14 protein-coding genes and 1 pseudogene are annotated in these 19,425 nt (G+C 42.2%); 2 read left to right on the top strand and 13 right to left on the bottom strand.

The window, feature by feature from the left end; translation table 11 throughout:
• Positions 1 to 64 precede the first annotated feature (64 nt).
• From RMY27_RS01585 to RMY27_RS01560, 6 genes and pseudogenes are all read right to left on the bottom strand, one after another.
• Positions 65 to 4,228 (bottom strand): choice-of-anchor I family protein, encoded by a 4,164-nt coding sequence (locus RMY27_RS01585; RefSeq protein ID WP_322659860.1) that lies wholly within the window; start codon positions 4,226 to 4,228, stop codon positions 65 to 67.
• A 644-nt stretch (positions 4,229 to 4,872) separates the two neighbouring features.
• Positions 4,873 to 5,655 (bottom strand): COP23 domain-containing protein, encoded by a 783-nt coding sequence (locus RMY27_RS01580; protein ID WP_322659858.1) that lies wholly within the window; start codon positions 5,653 to 5,655, stop codon positions 4,873 to 4,875.
• Positions 5,656 to 5,930: 275 nt separating this feature from the next.
• Positions 5,931 to 6,215 (bottom strand): annotated as a pseudogene (locus tag RMY27_RS01575) (hypothetical protein); the annotation flags it as partial.
• 231 nt (positions 6,216 to 6,446) lie between these two features.
• Complete coding sequence (gene psb34, locus RMY27_RS01570) at positions 6,447 to 6,617, bottom strand: photosystem II assembly protein Psb34 (RefSeq protein ID WP_292736552.1); 171 nt, start codon at positions 6,615 to 6,617, stop codon at positions 6,447 to 6,449.
• A 231-nt stretch (positions 6,618 to 6,848) separates the two neighbouring features.
• A complete protein-coding gene (gene psb34 / locus RMY27_RS01565; protein ID WP_292736552.1) occupies positions 6,849 to 7,019 on the bottom strand; it encodes a photosystem II assembly protein Psb34 in 171 nt (56 codons plus the stop codon).
• A gap of 358 nt (positions 7,020 to 7,377) precedes the next feature.
• Positions 7,378 to 9,009 (bottom strand): mucoidy inhibitor MuiA family protein, encoded by a 1,632-nt coding sequence (locus tag RMY27_RS01560; protein WP_322659856.1) that lies wholly within the window; start codon positions 9,007 to 9,009, stop codon positions 7,378 to 7,380.
• A 158-nt stretch (positions 9,010 to 9,167) separates the two neighbouring features.
• On the opposite strand from RMY27_RS01560, the gene RMY27_RS01555 reads away from it, so the two are divergent.
• Entirely contained in the window at positions 9,168 to 10,217 is a 1,050-nt protein-coding gene (locus RMY27_RS01555; protein WP_322659854.1) for a polysaccharide pyruvyl transferase family protein, read from the top strand.
• A 580-nt stretch (positions 10,218 to 10,797) separates the two neighbouring features.
• Here the strand turns inward: RMY27_RS01555 and RMY27_RS01550 are convergent.
• The 7 genes from RMY27_RS01550 to RMY27_RS01520 form a co-directional block, all read right to left on the bottom strand.
• Entirely contained in the window at positions 10,798 to 11,724 is a 927-nt protein-coding gene (locus RMY27_RS01550) for a LysR family transcriptional regulator (RefSeq protein WP_322659852.1), read from the bottom strand.
• A 246-nt stretch (positions 11,725 to 11,970) separates the two neighbouring features.
• A complete protein-coding gene (locus RMY27_RS01545; RefSeq protein WP_322659850.1) occupies positions 11,971 to 12,759 on the bottom strand; it encodes a BMC domain-containing protein in 789 nt (262 codons plus the stop codon).
• 57 nt (positions 12,760 to 12,816) lie between these two features.
• Positions 12,817 to 13,593, bottom strand: coding sequence for a transferase (locus tag RMY27_RS01540; protein WP_322659848.1), 777 nt, complete (start codon positions 13,591 to 13,593; stop codon positions 12,817 to 12,819).
• Between the two features lie 151 nt (positions 13,594 to 13,744).
• Positions 13,745 to 15,751 carry a ribulose bisphosphate carboxylase small subunit gene (locus RMY27_RS01535; RefSeq protein WP_322659846.1) on the bottom strand — a complete coding sequence of 669 codons (2,007 nt, stop codon included), beginning with the start codon at positions 15,749 to 15,751 and terminating at the stop codon, positions 13,745 to 13,747.
• A gap of 94 nt (positions 15,752 to 15,845) precedes the next feature.
• On the bottom strand, positions 15,846 to 16,145 hold the full coding sequence (locus RMY27_RS01530) for a EutN/CcmL family microcompartment protein (protein WP_322659844.1): 300 nt from the start codon (positions 16,143 to 16,145) through the stop codon (positions 15,846 to 15,848).
• Between the two features lie 6 nt (positions 16,146 to 16,151).
• Complete coding sequence (locus RMY27_RS01525; protein ID WP_010995041.1) at positions 16,152 to 16,496, bottom strand: carbon dioxide-concentrating mechanism protein CcmK; 345 nt, start codon at positions 16,494 to 16,496, stop codon at positions 16,152 to 16,154.
• Between the two features lie 91 nt (positions 16,497 to 16,587).
• Complete coding sequence (locus RMY27_RS01520) at positions 16,588 to 16,896, bottom strand: carbon dioxide-concentrating mechanism protein CcmK (RefSeq protein WP_012410633.1); 309 nt, start codon at positions 16,894 to 16,896, stop codon at positions 16,588 to 16,590.
• A 657-nt stretch (positions 16,897 to 17,553) separates the two neighbouring features.
• Between RMY27_RS01520 and RMY27_RS01515 the strand changes: the two genes are divergently transcribed.
• Positions 17,554 to 19,410: an NAD(P)H-quinone oxidoreductase subunit F gene (locus tag RMY27_RS01515; RefSeq protein ID WP_322659842.1), complete on the top strand. Its 1,857-nt coding sequence runs from the start codon at positions 17,554 to 17,556 to the stop codon at positions 19,408 to 19,410.
• Positions 19,411 to 19,425 lie beyond the last annotated feature (15 nt).

The following is a 19,425-nucleotide window of genomic DNA, read 5'->3' as shown; positions in this document are numbered from 1 at the left end:
TTAGAAATAGGGAACCGCAGAGGCGCAGAGTACACAGAGAAACCGGAGTTCGATTAAATCTGCGTTAAATAAAGACGAAACGAGTATCTGTTGCCAAATTTGTATTGCGGTTTAACCCGTTTTCCACAACAGCAATTAATTCCGTTCCATTGTTGGTGAAAATGCCTACAGCCGATCTCACTGACCCTAGCGAGTAATTGTTAGCAACTCCCTGAAGTTGAATCCGATCGCTTGCTTGAAAGTTGAGAATATCGGCATAATCATTGTTGCGAGAACTGGTATAGAAAGCTGAAGTGGCATCACCTAAAACGTAAGTATCTACACCTTGTTCGCCGTTGAGGAGGTCAATTTCGTTTGTGCCACCGCCCCAACCAATCAGGCGGTCATTGCCATTGCTCCCAGAAAGTGCGTCACTGCCAAGTCCACCTAAGATTGTGTCATTGCCATCGCCACCAAGGAGTACATCTATGCTTCCCTTGCCATCCAGGTAATCATTGCCTATTCCTCCGTCGATTAATTCACTGGTATTAGTGCCGATGACGCGATCGCTCCCAACGAGAGCATTGACTATGTATTTGTTCAAACCAGTAAGTTCGCTGACAAAAATGATATCGTTGCCAGATGTCGCCTTGTTATTGGCAACAGTCAGGTCAAAGGTATCGCTAACATTACCGCCTTTACCATCAGCAGCGGTAACTCTGACTGCAAAAATGCCGATTTGGGAGATAGTGCCGGATATCACACCTGTGTTGGCAACGATACTAGAACCTGTGGGTAAACCTGTAGCACTGTAAGTCAGGGTGTCACCTGGATCTACATCAGCAAATTTGTTGCTGATATTGAAAGAAAAAGCTTTATTAGTAGAAATGATTTGGTCGTCAATTGGTTGTACTACCGTGGGAGCATTATTTTTAGGGAGATTAAACCGAGCCACGCTAGGGTCATGATCGCTATCCTGATCGGCAAACTCTGAATTGATGTGAACTACATCATACCCATCCAGCTTGTTGAGCAAGTTGTTACTAACTAAAACGTGGTCAAGGGTTTGAGCATTACCTTGAAAGTTATACGTGTAACGCTCATTTTGCGGCAAAGTTTCAATTAAAGAAGTCAGTCCAGCGCTTTCTAGTGTGTTGACAGGGTTGGAAAACTCAAAGTCATTTAAGTCACCTGCTACTACTACATTGGCATTGGGGGCGATCGCTAAAATATTGCTGACAAAGTTCTTCACCAGGGTAGCTTGTTGCTGGCGCTGGGTTTCACTGCTGAGAGTTGGTGGTTGATTCGGCCCAAATAATGGTTGGTCGCCACCTTTAGAATTAAAGTGGTTGCCAATTACATAAACAGTTTCACCGTTGAAAGTAAATTCACCAACTAACGGCTTACGACTGCTAGTAAAGGCGGAGTTGGTGGGGTCGATTAAACCAGGACTATTAGAAACTGTAGGAACACCAGAGACATTGGTAACTGTGGTGCTGGTAGTGGAACTACCACCGGGACGATCTATAAAGTTGACACGATTAGGATTAAACAAGAATCCTACCCGGATATTTCCACCAGGTTCACCGCCGTTCGTATCGTCTACTGGGTTAATTTGGCGATATTGATACGTCGGGCCACCAGCAGCAGTAACTGCATCAATTAACTTTTGGAAGGTAGTGCTGGCATCAACTACGCTATCATTTGTTACACCGTTATTGTCCTGAATTTCTTCGAGACTAATGATATCTGGTGATTTGAGATTATTAACAATGCGATTAGCCAAGTTATTAAACTTGGTTTGCTCGTCACCTGGATCGAGGTTTTCGACGTTGTAGGTAGCGATCGTCAGTTGGTTGGTGCTGGGAGTTAGGTTAGTGACTTCTTTTTGAATGTTACTGTTCTGTACTACTGTAGGAGCAGCCGATACTAAAACTTCATAGTTGTTAAAGCTGTAGTCAACGACACCAACAATATTACTAAGTTGCGTACCAACATTAACTTGAGGTAACACTAAAGAATTATTCAGATCGTCGATCTGAATTCGCTCAGGATTGAAGTCTGAAGCACTAATCAGGCTACCACCGCGAACCGTTCGCCCTGTGGCATTTGCGCCATTGTCTGCTAATACCCAAATTTCTTCTGATGTGCCAAAGTTTGCAGTGGGTGAAGTGGTGATCGGATTATTCACCTGTACCAGCATTCCTTCTAAGCTTTCATAGAAGTCGATGCCATCCTGTGCAGGATCGAAGGTGGTTGTTCCAGTTTCAATATTAGCGATCGTGTCGTTATCGATTACCGTTGTCGGAATAGTTTTGCCACCATTGCCAAGGATTGTAGCAGCGGGTAGGGCATTGCCAGTGGAAACGGTAACAATTGTGGGAGTGGTGATTTGTGTTTTGGTTAAATTATTGGTATCGTTGCCGGGACGAAACTCTGCAACTGTTCCACTGACTAATATGGAATCGCCGACGGATACGGTTGGCGCTAATGAGGTGAAAACAAAAATGGCTTCGGAAGTGCGATCATCGCCGTCTGGAGTAGGGTCTTGCAAGTAAAAACCGTTACTTGCTTTCACTGTGACAATTCCCGCTACATTGCTGACGGTTTGATTTCTAAAGGATGAGATATGTGCCGTTCCCTGAATGTCGCTAATCCGAAGGGATGGAGTGACTTCAAACACCGCAATTGTCTTACTGACTTCGGCTGTAGTAACTAACAAAGGCTTGCCTGTGGGACTATCAGCCGCCGAGACAAAGGTTAATCCTTCGATCGCAGTATCTTCTGGAGTGTTGATATATTGAACAAAGGTTGGGGCTTGAGGGTTTGTCACCTCGTAGACGATGACATCACCAGTGCGTTCTAAACCAATAAAAGCATAAGTGCGGTTGTTGATGACTCCGATCGCCACGCCTTCGGGTTCAGGCCCTTTATTATCGCTGCGGGTGTCAAATGTATCAGCCGCACCATCTGAGTTAAACAAAGTTGGTACTTTGGTTGCGGTGATTTGTTCAAATTGGTCGCCACTGTCGAATATCTGATTACCGCTTGCGTCCCAAATCGAAAAGGAACGCCCCCCAAATGCTTCGATGCGGTCAAAATCTCCGTCTCCGTCAGAGTCTCCTGTGGCATTTGTAACTGTCAACCGTCCCAGGTTGGTATTTTGCTTCAGGGTAGCCGCATTGGGGAAAACTGTGGGATCTAAAGCATATCCGGCTGCGCCCACTCGGATTTCCTCACTAAAACCAGTATAATCGCGGGAATCTCCTTCGTTGGCGGTAATGTAGTAAGTTTGTCCGTTGGCTGTGAAACTAGCGATCGCATCGGGTTGATATAACCCAACCACCGGCCAATTCTGAATATTAATGCCACTATCCCGATCGCTAGCATCTAATCCGTTACTTGGGAGATTGTAATTCTTTGCACCAAGGGGCAAAATATTGGTGATGGTGGCGCTAGCAATATCCAGAATAGCGATCGCATTGTTTTCTTGTAAGGTAATCCGTGCAGTTTGACCGTCTGGAGATACAGCAATATATTCTGGCTCCAAGTCTTGTGCCACCGTCGAACCGGGGCCAGTAATCCGTACACCTGCGGCTTTGAGTGTGGCGATTTGGCTATTGAAGCTTGTAAATGAGGCTTGGGCAACGGTTGCATTCGCCACGCCACCAGCAATGTTAATAATACTGACTGAACCTTCAGGATCTACCGAATTTGGTTGTCCGTAGCTGTTGGGTTCTCCCTCATTTGCTACTAATACCTTCGTGCCATCGGGCGTAAAGGTAAGCATATCGGGTAATGCACCCACCGCCACCGAGTTCAAAAAGTTGCCATTGGCGGCATTGTAGAAACTCACCTTTCCTGTCTGTTGGGCGTTTGTGCTGGTGTTTTGGACGGCGTAGGCGACTGCGACAATACCATTTTTCACCGCAACGCTGTTGGGAATAGCTTGTGTCCCTGCGGGGGGAGTAAATCCTGTTGTCAAAGAACCAGCCGAGGTTAGCGTCCCTGTATTGCTGACATTATAAATTTCAACTATGCTGCCAGCAACGACAAATAAGCGATCGCTTCCAGAATCAAAGGCAGATATTTCGGCTCCATTAGTACTGGTGAAGTTGCCAACTTTCTGCAAAATACTGGAGTTATTGTTGGTAATCGTAATATTTTTGGAAGTGGTGCTGCCCATAGACCAGCCATCTTCATCGGCATTGAAAGAGATAAAAGCAATATCGCCTTGTGTCAAAGCCATTAATAACGTCTCCTTCAATTTCTTTTGTGTTGTTTGAAAATCGCCTGAAAAGCTGATGTTCAGTAATAATTTGCAAACATAATCAAGTTACATTGACAATCGCAATATCACTATTAATAAAAACTATTTTGTAGTCAAAAAAGCTACGTATTTTACTAGTATTAATCCATATTCAGCAACCTCAAGTTATCTCAGCAATATTAAGAAACTGCTAGCAAAAGGTTAAAAGAACAAATATTTGGCATTGAATTGCGTTTAGAATAGACTTCTTGCAGAAGTGGGAAAAAGGGTAAAGGTATGAAATTTTCCCTTACCCTTTAACATCCACCCCAACATCTTGGCATTTGTTACTTTTGCAAGATGTCTAATAGACCTCTTGCAAAAATATATTTTTGCAAGAGAGGGAAAAGGAAAAAGGTTAAAGGGAAAGGATTTTGAGTTTCTTTACCCTTTTCCCCTTCCCCTTTACCCCGACTTTTGCAAGAAGTCTAATATACAGTTGGATTTAGATATCCGACTTCTCGAAGAAGGCTGGAGGGCAGCAATTTTACGCCCATAAAAGAGGCGGACAAGATGCCCGCCTCACAATAAGTAGTTGGATATTTTTTATTTGAAAGTCATTTTGTATTAAAAGCCACTCTTGCTTACCGGAACTTACCAGGGCTTAGACGAGCGCCATTAGGCTGAGATTGACGACGAATTGCTACTCCACCACGTAAATTGTTTCCAGTACCACCATCTTTGCGATCGAGGAAAGGCTTCAAATTAATCCCACCTCTAGATGAACTAATCCGATTATTGCCACCGCCTAGAAGTGTACGTCCTAAATTATATAATTCGTTGCCTCCACTACTGCGATTGCCATAAGTGTTAACGGCTATAGTTTGTTGTCCGCTATCAGCAGTAGTCAAGTTTTGAAAAATGCTATTGCGGATAACAACAGGATCTTTCCCACTGGGGACTGTTAGCACAATTCTACAGTTTGGATTAGCTTCAGTTGTGACGCAGACAATATTTTCATTATTCTCTACGGATGTCTGAAGTTCTTGTAAACCATCTGGGCGATAAAGTTCCAAGCGACTGGCAATTGCTGTACAACGCCTTTGTGCGTCCCAACCACCACCCAAAGCCGCAGGCGCTGCCCAAGGAAAGAATTGTCCTGGTTGACTTTGTGGCTGGTACATGACAGTATACTGTCCATTATAAGTCTGACAGGTAAACCGAGTTGTACCGTCAGCTGAGGGTGAAGATGGTACACCTGTTGATGTGTCTATTGGAACTGGTGCTGATGTGCCGCCTGATGGTACTGTTGGTACCACTACACCATCGCCATTAGAATCAAATTGCGCCATTGCTGCCGAATTGCCCAGACACAAAGATAAGCCAAGACTGCCCAAAGCTATCAACCGCAGCATTTGTGATGACATAAATCATCCTCCAGGAGAAATTAAGTAGGGAATTGATAGTTTAAGTGACGAATAATTCTGGCTTTTGATTCAGCAAAAACTTATTTTTTTTCTCTCTTGCTTTTTTCTCGGCAATTAGCTTTTTCACCCGTGATTGAATTTCTGCATAATGCCCCACTTCTTCGTAGGCATAAGGGTTGTAGCTATTACGGCTAATCAGGTTTTCTAAATCACTCGCTCACCACCGCCTGGGTGCGAAGAATTCGTTTCATTCTGCGGACACCTACGCATATATACTAAGGCAAATTATTTGGATCGATACCTTGAGATTGTAAATAGGCAATTAGCCGTTCTTTTTGCTGGCGTTCCTGTTCAATTTGTTCTACTGCCCAAATTAACAAATTACCTCCCTCATCCCACCAGCACAACCAATAATCAGTTCTGGCTTCTTTTGTTCCTTGCCAAGTTCCCAGAAATAAATCCATTGAATCAATCCAATGACGACCAGTTTCATCAGGTTGCTTTAACTCGTAGCGCCTATTTTCGAGTTGGTAAAATTCCAACAAACCGCCATTTGGGTCTTAAAGATTTAGCTTCACCGAGTCGGGTTGTCATAAACACCTCCTTTTATTAATTTGTCTTTATTTTATGGCTGACCAGTGCTTTGTTGTCAGGAGCAACGCTGTTATTTTAAAACGCTACTACTCGCACTTTAGAATGCATAAAACACAAAAAACCTCGGCTAAATTAGTCGAGGTAAAGTCGAGAACTGAGATTAACGATGAGATACAGCGATACTGAAATCTAAAATCTTAGCTAACGCTAAAACCAACCAAAACTAAAGCGGTGACGATTAAAGTTGCAAAAAGACTCTGTAAAACGTATTTACGTTGTTCCCAAATTGCAGGGTACTCAGCGTAGTACATCTTGGGTTCTGCTGCGTAGTTGTTGAGAATGCCGTCTTCATTAGTCGTGGTATACATAGTTTTCTTTTTGTTGTTTTGTTATCTTATGTAACTAAATATAACAGTTTCGTTACAAATAGTCAACACCACTTGACAAATAAAGACTGATGCTAATAATAAAACTGACTTATCAGGATACTACTGCCGTTTAGGATATGTAAAACACAAAAAACCCCGGCGAAACTAACCGAGGTGACACAGAGAAGTATGAATGACAATAAGATACAGCGATACTGAAACCAAAAAATCTTAGCTAACGCTAAAACCAACCAAAACTAAAGCGGTGACGATTAAAGTTGCAAAAAGACTCTGTAAAACGTATTTACGTTGTTCCCAAATTGCAGGGTACTCAGCGTAGTACATCTTGGGTTCTGCTGCGTAGTTGTTGAGAATGCCGTCTTCGTTAGTGGTGGTATACATAGTTTTTTTTGTTGTTTTGTTATCTTATGTAACTAAATATAACAGTTTCGTTACAAACAGTCAACACCACTTGACAAATAAAGACTGATGCTACTAATAAAACTGACTTATCAGCGATCGCGGATTCTGGCAAAGTGATTCGAGTTTGCCAACACCGGATGTCTCTTAGCTCGTCGCTGCGCGTCTAAAGAGTTTTTTAACTTAATTGCCATAAAAAACCCCAGTAAATTGGGGGCATAAGACGTTTCTGAGCCTGATAACCTTCCTTCGACTTAGCTATGTCAGTGGCTCTAAATCAAAAGGAATCGAATCCTATAGCTGATTGGCTCTTTCTGCCTCCTTCAATTTTTGGGATTCCCTAAATTTCTAACCCAACTACCATTAAGTCGGGTGGATATTCAACATTAAACTGGTAATATATATCTCGTCGCTCTTGAGGTGGAAGAGTTAACAGCCATTCTAAAATTCCCATTTCACCAAGTTGAATTTGTGGGTTGCTGCGACTGAGGCGTACTTTAATTTGCTCGTTGCGGCTAACTGGCAATTGTTCAGTTAATTTTAGATTTACTTCTTTCTCTAGCAAGTTAGTAACAATCAACCGATAACTATAAGTAATCCGGCGCTGGTTGCTAATTAATCTTTTATCTACCAGACGTTCAACTAAGTCGCGCTCAATTTTTAAACCTTCGTCAATTCCTAAGTTCAGTTTAAACTCTTGTGCTGGTGCAATATTTTCTAACTCAGTAGTGCCGACAAAAACGTTATCGCGGAAAATATTTGCTTTACCTGCTAACAAAGTCGCACCGTTGGGATTATTTTTCACATTAGCTTGTAGATAAGCAAAACTTACTAAGCGCGGCATTGCTACATAATCGAAGCTACAAGGATAATCATCGTTGAAAATAGTAGTTTTATGAGGTGCGCCATCGCTGGGAATGTTACCACCACCATTCAGTTTAAAGCTAACTACACTACCTTCTTTGGATACTTCTGCTGTAACGGTTTCTGCTGGGATGATAAGACTATCCTGTGTAACTTCGTCTTGTTCTTCCCAATCCGCTCTGGCAGCAGCAGGTGGTTCTGGTATGGTAGGTAACAGCGGTGGCTGGGCAGCTAGTCGAGATCGTCGTAACATTTGGGGACGTGGCGCATCAATATACCAAGGTTCAAGTTTAGGTGGAAGTGTACCTAATCCTGGTTTAGCAGTAGAAAGGGTGAGATTTGCACCTATCCAATCTTCGCCAGTGCTTTGAGTGATTTCTGCAAGGTAACTCAGATGGACAATATCGCTGGTAGTGCTAAACCGTAAGTCATAAAGCGGATTCCAGCTAGCGCGATTTACGATGTAAGACACCTCTAATTCAAATTCGCCTTCACCCGCTACTTCAACTGCTACAACTAAGCTAAAACTTTCTTTGGGATGGGGTGTTTGGATTATTTGCAATGAGGTGTAAAGTGCTTGCAGTTGTTTGTCTAACTCCTGCTGTTGGGTTTTGCACTCTCCAGATGCGATCGCATACTCACTATACTGGCTTCCGAGGAAGTTGAGGAAATCCAAAGTCTCGCTGAGGCTGAGATTTTTCCGAGACAAACTCTGTGAAAAGGGTTCTTCTGTTTTTTCACGTAAGCCAGCGATAAAACTAGATTGCAACGCTAAAGCATCCACCTGAGCTTGGAGGTGGCGTTTTTCTGCTTCTAATTGCTGAATTTGCCTGGTCAAATGTGCTACTCGCTCCGCTACAGGTTCAGTAGTATAGATGCGATCGCTACTAATGCCTACCAAGCGCACCCCTACCCTACCTGTACCGCTAACCCTGACAGACTCAGTTTCTAGAGTTATTGGCACTGGGGTAATTACTAATTCCTGTTCAATTCCTGTTAAATCAACTACACCACGCCGTGTAACCAATGCTCTGTCAGTATACACGGTAACAGCTACAATCTCGCTTTGTACTGTTTTGCGCCAAGACGGTATTTCCGGGTTAACCACTGCCAGTTTTCCCCTATTTCTAGTAACTCTGCTGGTTAATTGTCAATGCTTCTCGGTCTAACCGTCAACCCCTTTAGGTCATTAAAAATTTAAATTTTTAATTTTGCTTGACTAATGCGATGTCATAATAAATTACTAACGTTTAAAATTGTATCAATATGAATATTTTCCTTATAGGCTATTATGGTGAAGGTAATGTAGGTGATGATATATTTGTAAAGCAATTAACAACTTTTTGGAAAGCGCAAGAAGTTGTAGAAAAAGTATTCGTTATGTGTCAAAAGAATTATTATGATAATTCAGACAGTAAAATCCAAATTTTTAGCATTTATAAATTAACTAGATTACACAGGCTTTGGTTAATTTTAAAAAGTGACTATATCGTTTGGGGTGGAGGTAGCTTAAACCTCAGCATTAAACCGAAATATTTAGTCAGACTTCAATTTTTATCAAAATTAATGGGTAAGCGTTTTTGCTTTATAGGCGTAGGTTTAGAAGGTGTCAAAGCAGAAGATAACGTAACGCAGATATATGAAAATGCAGATTTTTTATATGTTAGAGACAAAGATTCGTATCAAGTAGTTCAACAAAAAATTAAATACAAGAAACCCTTTTGTATGGGTGGCGATCTAGCATTTTTAAATTTAAATATTTATGAAAAATATTTAAAGAAAAAATCAATATCCAATAATATAAATAATATATCTTTTTCTGGAACATATTGGTGGGGCGAAGGTAGAGGCAAGTTTTATGCAGAACAGTTAATGCCATTGGTTGAGAAGTTTAATTCAGTCATTCATTTACTACCAGCACATATAGGAGATGAGAAAAACGACAATAACTTTCATAAATTTCTGAAAAAGTATTTACCCGAACAAAATTGTGTGATTCATTCACGGAACAAACCAGAGGAGTTTCTTGAAATCCTTAGCAAAATGGATTTTCACTTGGGAAATCGTCTGCACTCTATAATACTTGCTGACATATTAGGGGTTCCTAATATTGGAATTAGTAATCATCCTTCAAAGATTAGTAACTACATTAATAAGACCGAAATGCTAACTACCGAAAGGATAGCAGATTTTATGGAGCCATTATCTCTAGACCGGATTCTGAATATTTTTCAAACCTATAAAAGACCAGAGGAATTTATTTTTAACGAGTCTAAGACATCTCAAGAAGGTTTAGAAAAACTTTTTAATATTTAAAACTCCAGCATGAGTGCTATGTATTGAAGTATTGGATAGATCGCAAATAAGTTTTAAAATATCCTCTAGGATAGAATTGATCTAACAAATTGTAGATGTAATACCACTTAAAAAAAAGAATTTGACAATTATCTGTAGAGACCCGATAAATCACATATTTACCCAAGGATGCGTTGCAATCATTAATTGAATTGGGATAAGGTTAAGCAGTAGGCAAAACCAGGCATAGATTTACTCTAAGAAAAAACTTACCATTAAATATAGAGTAATATAAGCACGCCAGTTCTTGACTTGAAGGTGAACAAGGTAGCTGTTCACGGCGATAACGAGAAAATAAGAGTTACAGGCAAATTAGTGACATAAGTTAAGCTTGTTTCCTCCTACTCTAGGGCTTAATAAGTAGGTAGACATTATTAAATATAAAATAAACTCCAAGTTTGTAGTGAGCGATTTATCGCTCAGAGCAAGGATTATCAGGACTAAAGTCCTTACTACAAACTTTAAATTTATTTATGCCTAAATACTTAGTCGCTCAAACCCTCTTAACTTCGTATCCTCCCTGAACGCTTACCTTATCAGGTTAAAGAGTATTAAAAGTAGTATCAGCTTTTTGCTCAACAATATTTTTTGCCGCAGCTAGTAGATACTCATAATAGGCACGAGCGACGATAGACAGCTGCTTGCCAGATGGGTAAACCATGTACCAATGCCGCTGAATGGGAAAGTGTTGCACGTCTAAAATGCTAAACTCTGGAGCGTCTGATAGTAAGGTATGACGGGATAGAACAGAAATTCCTAAACCACCTGCGATCGCTTGTTTAATCGCTTCATTACTTCCCAATTCTAACTTGACTTTTACTACTACCCCTTCTTCTTCAAATAGCTTTTGGACGGCACGACGAGTTCCTGAACCTGGTTCCCGCATAATAAAAGGTTCGTTAGACAGGCGTTGTATAGGAATATTTTTTTCTTTGGATAAAGGATGATTAGCCGGTGCAAAGACTATCAAAGGGTTTTCTAGAAATGGTTCACAAGTCACATCTATAGTGTCTGGAATTTGACTCATAATGTATAAGTCATCCAGATTTTGACTCATCCGTTCCAAAATTTGTTCGTGATTTGTTACTTGCAGCGAGATATCAATCCCCGGATAAAGTTCGCAAAACGGCCCTAACAAACGTGGGATAAAATATTTTGCTGTTGTAATTACTGCCAAACGTAATTGCCCCTGTTTTAGCCCTTTTAAATCTGCCACCTTCATTTCATACTGGGCTATATTGTGAAAAATTTGCCGACAAGTAGCAAATAATTCCCGTCCTGCTTCCGTCAGATACAATCGCTTCCCCACTTGCTCAAATAATGGTAAACCTACCGATTTTGTGAGTTGCTTGATCTGCATAGAAACGGTAGGTTGGGTGAGAAACAATTCCTCAGCAGCACGAGTAAAGCTACTGTGCCGTGCCGCCGCCTCAAACACCTTTAACTGGTGCAGCGTCGCTTGGTTCAAGGGTGATTCTCCTATATATAGCGATTAATAGATATAAAACTAGTATTGCTGAACACTGGCAAATGATATAGTGATGCTCACAGAAAGTTACGAGTTTTATCATAGATAAAACTCTATCATTTAGATTAAAATAAAGGTATTTTATTTATGGATTGAAAAAGCTATTATTCAGAATAGCTTAAGCGTAAGATGCCTTCCATCTAAACGATGAATGCTGAATGATAATTTGACAAAATTCATCTATCATCATTCATCATTCCATAATTCTTCTTGAACTTTTGTAGGTAACTTGGTTAAGTCTGGTAATCTTAATACCTCAAGTTCCGCAACTTGTTCTTTAATATTCACTGGCAAGTTTAACGGTTCGCGTTCTTCTATCCAGCAGCTTGCTAATGGCAAGGTTAACTCCATTTCGTCCAACGGTCGAGGAATTACCATCACTGCATTCAATTCCCCAATGCGTTCTGCTTCAAACATTCCCGCTTCCACTGCTACCGCCACATTGGCTACGGAACCCCGAATAATAGCTGTACACAAACCCCCACCAATTTTTTCATAAGCTGCTAAATGAACATCAGCAGCTTTGAGCATGGCATCACACGCCCCTACCATCGCGGGAAATCCTCGCGTTTCGACCAAACCAATTGCTTGGTTACTCAGACGGCTGGAATTGCCCTCTTGCATTAATTTAGTGAAACGAGTTGTGATGGGAAGCACTATATCTAGGTTGGGATAAGGTCGGGGAATCACCAAACTAGAAACTAACTGACCAAACTGTTCAGCTGTTTGCACGCCAGATTCTACCGCTAGACGCACGTCAGCAATTCCACCACGGATGATCGCAGTACAATGACCACCACCAATTTTTTCATACCCAACCAGGTGAACTCCCGCTGATTTGAGCATCATATCCGCCGTCCCAACGATCGCCGGAAAACTACGGGTAGAAACTAAACCCAAAGCAGTATCCTGAAAGGTTTCTTGACTACTCGCTCCTTGGATAGTGCGAATAGGCCGTTGATTGTATGTTTCCATGATGAATTCTCCAAAATACGGAAAAAGCCGACAACTTACAATTAACACTTACTCGAACTAATCGTCAGAGTTTGGGTCGCTCAAGGATTGTCTATGAGGAAACAATGTAGTCAACAGTCTGCTTATACTCCCTTGTCCATAAATTTGAGTCCCAAAACCGTTAGGGGATTCTGCGACGGGCTGACTGGGGTCTAAGTTATGTTCTGTAGACGGTTGGGCGGCTGACTCCACTTTGGAGTCAGCATCATTAGTCGCTTCCTCTACGGGAGGGGACTGATTTTCGGGAGTGACGGGAGATTTAAAGTAAGAAATCGACTTGTTTTGCTTAAAATCTACAAAAGCCGAAGCTGAGAAGTTAGTTGAGGAAACTGCTTTTTCCTTAACTCCACCTGAGCCATTTTCCTCTTCCTTCGGTGGTGGTGTATTTGTAGTAGAAGTTGGGTTATTTGTAGATGGTTCTAGCTGCTTTGTCAGGTCAATCTGCCGACTGGTATCTCCTAAAATTGAACCAGGCGGTACTACTTGCCCAGGTTCAACCGAATAGTTAAAAACTGTAGTCGCTGAACCAATACAAGCATTTGCGCCAATTTTGCCTTTGCCAATCATCAAAAAACCGGCTCCTAGATTTGCACCTGCTTCTACCTCTAAGGTGCCTTCATGGACTTGGAGAATTGTTCCCATGCCAATACAGACCCCTGGTCCAATGACGATCTTGCTGTTTACAGCCGCTTGGAGGATTACCCCAGGTGCAAGTACCGCGCTTGGATGAATAGTCACCTCACCACTAATATAAGTATCAAAGTTATTGCTGAGGCGCAGTAGCGGCACAGACATGGAAATTTTAACCTCGGAAGCCGGATGAAGTTCTGAGTGGTGAGTGGTGAGTGCTGAGTAATTAGTATCTTCTAAAATCTGAGTTTACAGTTGGTGTGACTGGTGTCTTTAAAGTGTTAACTCAGCACTCAGCACTTTTAACTCAGCACTATTATGGTCGTTGAATAATCGTTTCTAATACGCGACGCTTGGCTTTGGGGTCAACACCAATTAAGCGAACATATTCCCCTTGGTATTCGCCGAGTTGTTTTTCTACGGCTGCGATCGCTTCTCTTTCTGAGGAGGCTTGAATTTGACCAGTACTAGTCCAGGAACCTGTACGGAATCGCCGTTGATCTACGTGTTCAATGCTAATTTTTGAGCCGCTAGCCAATAATTGCCGGAGCTGGTCTACTACTTCACTACTCAAGCGGGTAGCAGTAGCTGTTGCTGTTGCTGTAGCAGAGGGTGCTGCACTAGTAGTAAATGATTTCTGAGTGCCAGAGGAAGCTGCTTGACCATTTGGACGTTGGATAATGGTCTCTAATACCCGCCGTTTAGCTTTTGGGTCAATACCAATTAAGCGTACATATTCCCCTGGATATTCGCCGAGTTGTCCTTCTACGGCTGCGATCGCTTCTCTTTCTGAGGAGGCTTGAATTTGACCGGTACTAGTCCAGGAACCAGTTCGGAAGCGGCGCTCATCTACGTGTTCAAGGCTAATTTTTGAGCCGCCAGCCAATAAATGCCGGAGTTGGTCTACTACTTCACTACTCAAGCGGGTACTGGTACCTGTTCCCGTACCAGAGGATGCTGCACTAGTAGTGAATGATTTCTGACCACCAGAGGAAGCTACTTGACCATTTGGACGTTGGATAATGGTCTCTAATACCCGCCGTTTGGCTTTGGTGTCAATACCGATTAAACGTACATACTCGCCTTGATGGCTTGCTATACATTCTTCCAAAGCGGAGATGACTTGATTTGTGGAAGTTGCTTCAATTGGCGTGCAACTAGTCCAGGAACCGGTGCGGAAACGACGCTCATCCACGTGTTCCATGCCAATTTTGTAACCACCTGCCAAGAGTTGGCGGATTTGCTCTAGAGTTTCGCCACTGACTCTGCCACTGCTAGAACCGTTACCGTTACTGTTACCATTACTACTGCTGTAACTGCTATTGCTACGACCAGTCGGCGCTTTAAAGCTGGTAGCTGGTTTTGCATCATCATCGGGACGTTGGATGATGGACTCTAGCACACGTCGCCTATTTTTGTCAATGCCAAACAGTCGGACATACTCGCCGCTATGGTCATTTACACAGCTTTCTAATGCTGCGATCGCTTCACCGAGTGATCGCGGTTCGATTGGTTGGCAACTAGTCCAAGAACCCGTGCGGAAACGTCTTTGGTCTACATGTTCCGTACCAATTTTATACCCTTGCCCCAATAGATACCGTAACTGATCTATTGTTTCTGCACCCAAGCTATTGCTCGACACTTCACTACTCCTTTCCAACTCTAAAACAGTAATACCATTACCTGTATAAGATTTAGCGTTCTCATCCCGAATGGGTGCTATACATTTAGTATCCGCAGCACAGAGATAACCAGCTCGTAATGCCTGATTAATTCCAACCACATGATGAGCAAATTCTTTATCCTGATCTTGCACATCTGGCAAGCGATCGGCTTGCTGCTGGCTGGTAATTATCGCTCCCGAAGGTACATACTTACCAGAGGGAATCTCTACGTCTTGAATCAAAGCGTGCATCATTACGATGCAACCTGCACCCACCCTGGCATTAAACACCGTAGAGCGAAAGCCAATGAAGGAATTATCACCTACATAAGCTGGCCCGTGAATTAGAGCCATGTGAGTAATGCAAGCGTTTTTACCAATCCATACTGAGTATTTATTTTGGTCATCGCCAATTACTCGGCCTTGCTCCAACCCATGAATGACAACACCATCTTGAATATTGGTGTTTTCACCCAGATAAAAAGGTGTGCCTTCATCCGCTCTAATCGTAGTCCCCGGAGCAACGATTACATTTGCACCTATTCGTACATCCCCAATCAGATTGGAGAATGAATGTACAAAAGCAGTTTCATGGATTTTGGGTTCAGCTAAATTCCTTGACCACGGGGTTGGGGGTGCCGCCGTGCTGCGGACTGCCATCGCGAGATTCCTCCTCTATTATCATTTGTCAGTTGTCATTTGTCAGTTGTCATTTGTCGACAGCTAATGACTAATGACTAATGACCAATGACTATCAATATTGATCTTTTTTGCTGTAAATGAGGCGATCTTCAACGTAAATAGTATCTATGATCGCCACCACTGCTGCATCCAATGGACGCTGTTCATTGCCAACAACTTGACGAGCGGCACTACCACGAGTGACAAGTACCCACTCATCTACTCCTGCTCCCACAATATCTGCTGCTACTTCATACTCTGGTAGGATATTGCCGTTTTCATCTACCAATTGTAACAACAGTAGTTTCACACCTCTAAGAGTTGGCTCTTTTTGGGTGCTAACTACTGTGCCGCGAACTTTGGCAATTTGCATTACAAATTACGGTCTTCTACCGAAAGGACGAATTGCATTCACATTTTCCCGGAACTGCTCTACGTCTTCGGTATAACGAATTGGGAGGACGTATTCCAAGTTTTCGTGAGGACGAGCAATGATATGAGTAGACAGCACTTGTCCACCGTTAACTCGCTTTACAGATTCAACTCCTGCGGCCACAGAAGCTTGCACTTCTGAAACGTCACCCCGAACAATTACCGTCACCCGACCACTACCGATTTTTTCATAACCTACTAAAGTGACGCGGGCAGCTTTCACCATTGCATCAGCAGCTTCCACTACTGCTGGAAAGCCTAGCGTTTCAACCATTCCCACTGCAATTGACATTAGTTTTAATCCCTATTTCAAAGTTTTTAGCCTTGGACAAAAGTGATGCTCAATTAGACAAAGAGCGTTAATTACTTTGTTTAAACAGCTTTTAAGTACGGAATTGTTCCACCGCTTCTGTGTAACGTATCGGTAAGACGTATTCCAGGTTTTCGTGAGGACGAGCAATGATGTGAGTGGATAACACTTCACCACCAAAGACTCTTTTTGCCGCTTCAACCCCAGCTGCTACAGAAGCTTGCACTTCCGATACATCTCCCCGAACTATCACGGTGACGCGAGCGCTACCAATTTTTTCATACCCTACTAAGGTGACACGGGCGGCTTTCACCATCGCATCAGCAGCTTCCACCACTGCTGGAAAGCCTTTCGTTTCAATCATTCCAACTGCAATTGGCATCGCAGAACTCCTACAAAATTAATGCAATCTGTACTGTCGTTTGAATTTTTTGACGGGGAGAGCCTGATCTTATAGCTAAGAAAACACTTCCAAATTAAGCATAGGAAAGCTTGGCGTTCCTGGCAATATAAATTACTATAATAGTTTATGATAAGAAAGTTTTAAAAAACTTAACAAAAAGTTATCTAGGCTTCTGAGCAATTAAAGTTTACAGATTCCTTGAGCAGGCACTTATGCTTTATAATTTCTTTATCACATTTACAAAACGACATTCATAACCAAGGCTAGTCTTATCTAATCAAAGGTAAGCAGCGGCTGTATGTTTTGCTGTATCTATACTTTTCTCAAATATCACTAAGTGTACAATGACTAGGTGAAACATATATAATTTTTTCAAATATATCGTATAAAGTACTTTGGTCAAAGTAGAAATACAAATGTAAAAAGGTCGGTGATATTAAGACAAGTAAATGCTTTTGCTTATGTAAAGTTATATTTTACTTAATATTTAATAGGGTAGCGTTAAGTAAAAGTACTTCTGAAGTCTAAGTTAAAATAATAGTAAAAAAACATCAATATTTTGGTAAATTAATTTTATTAAATAAATAACTGATTAAATTTTTTTAAATCAAGGCTGAGTCATTAAGGGAAATTTAAATGGAGCAATTTCTATTTTCAACAAGTTGGTTTGTGCCTTTGTATAGCTTATCGGGCGCAATTTTGACATTGCCGTGGGGAATAGGAATAATTCGGCGAACAGGGCCAAGGCCTGCGGCATACTTCAACTTGTTGACGACCGTTTTAGCTTTTGTTCATAGCCTGTTTGTATTTAAAAATGTCTGGGATAGAGAACCAGAAACCTTACTAATCAATTGGTTCAAAGCAGCAGATTTAGATTTATCTTTTTCCTTGGAACTATCCCCAGTCAGCATTGGGGCAACAGTTTTAATTACAGGGTTAAGCTTACTGGCACAAGTTTACGCTCTGGGTTACATGGAAAAGGACTGGTCGTTAGCGCGTTTTTTTGGGCTACTGGGATTTTTTGAAGCAGCGCTATGTGGTCTAGCAATCAGTGATTCTTTGTTTCTCAGCTATGCGCTTTTGGAAGTCTTGACGCTTTCAACTTACTTGCTGGTGGGTTTCTGGTACGCTCAACCACTAGTAGTGACGGCGGCGCGGGATGCATTTTGGACTAAACGGGTAGGAGACTTGTTGCTGCTGATGGCTGTAGTGACACTTTCTACCTTAGCTGGGAGTTTGAACATTTCGGATTTATATGAGTGGGCGCAAACAGCTAATTTAAGTCCAATGACCTCGACGTTGCTAGGGTTGGCACTAATTGCTGGGCCTGCTGGTAAATGTGCCCAATTTCCACTGCATCTGTGGTTAGATGAGGCAATGGAAGGGCCCAATCCCGCCTCGGTAATGCGGAACTCTCTAGTCGTAGCTGGTGGTGCTTATTTACTGTATAAACTTCAACCATTATTAGCCCTGTCGCCAGTTGCCTTGAATGCCTTGGTAATCATGGGTACAGTAACGGCGATTGGAGCGACATTAGTATCCATAGCTCAAATTGACATTAAGCGATCGCTATCTCACTCCACCAGTGCATACATGGGGTTAGTGTTTTTAGCAGTGGGGTTACAGCAAGGGGGTGTAGCCTTGATGTTGCTGTTAGCTCATGCGATCGCCAAAGCATTATTATTTATGAGTTCTGGTTCAGTCATCTTAACTACCCAAAGCCAAGACTTAACAGAAATGGGCGGTTTGTGGTCGCGGATGCCAGCCACCACCACAGCCTTTGTAGTTGGTTCAGCCGGGATGGTGACACTGCTACCCTTGGGAAGCTTCTGGGCAATGCTATCATGGGCTGACGGTTTCGTGAATATTAGCCCTTGGGTAATTGGGGTTTTAATATTAGTCAATGGTTTGACAGCATTGAATTTGACAAGAGTATTTAGATTAGTCTTTTGGGGGAAACCGCAACAAAAAACCCGTCGCACCCCAGAAGTTGGTTGGCAGATGGCCTTCCCAATGGTGTTTCTAACAGTGCTGACTCTGCTTTTACCTCTAATGTTACAGCAATGGTACTTACTACCAGATTGGGAAAGTATTAATTGGTATGTGGTGTTAGCCTTGTTTAGTTCTACCGTAGTGGGGGTAGGTGTAGGGTGTACAGTTTACCTGCACAAAGCTTGGTCAAGATCCAGAATCCTGGCGTGGAGATTTCTGCAAGACCTGTTAGGTTATGATTTTTATATTGACCGAGTTTATTATGTAACCGTGGTAAGTATAGTAGGACTGCTATCTAAAATCTCTGCTTGGAGCGATCGCTACTTGGTTGACGGTTTAGTAAACTTGGTTGGGTTTGCAACCATTTTCGGCGGACAAACCTTAAAGTACAGCATTTCTGGGCAATCTCAGGGCTATATGTTGACCATCCTAGCAGTTGTCAGCGTCCTGGGTTTTTTCATCAGTTGGTCATTGGGTTTACTAGATAAATTGCCTTTTTAAGAGTGCTGAGTGCTG

This window comes from Nostoc sp. DedQUE09 (genome assembly GCF_034530915.1).
In the GTDB taxonomy this organism is placed as follows: Bacteria; Cyanobacteriota; Cyanobacteriia; order Cyanobacteriales; family Nostocaceae; genus Nostoc.
This window is presented reverse-complemented; position numbering and strand designations above follow the sequence as displayed.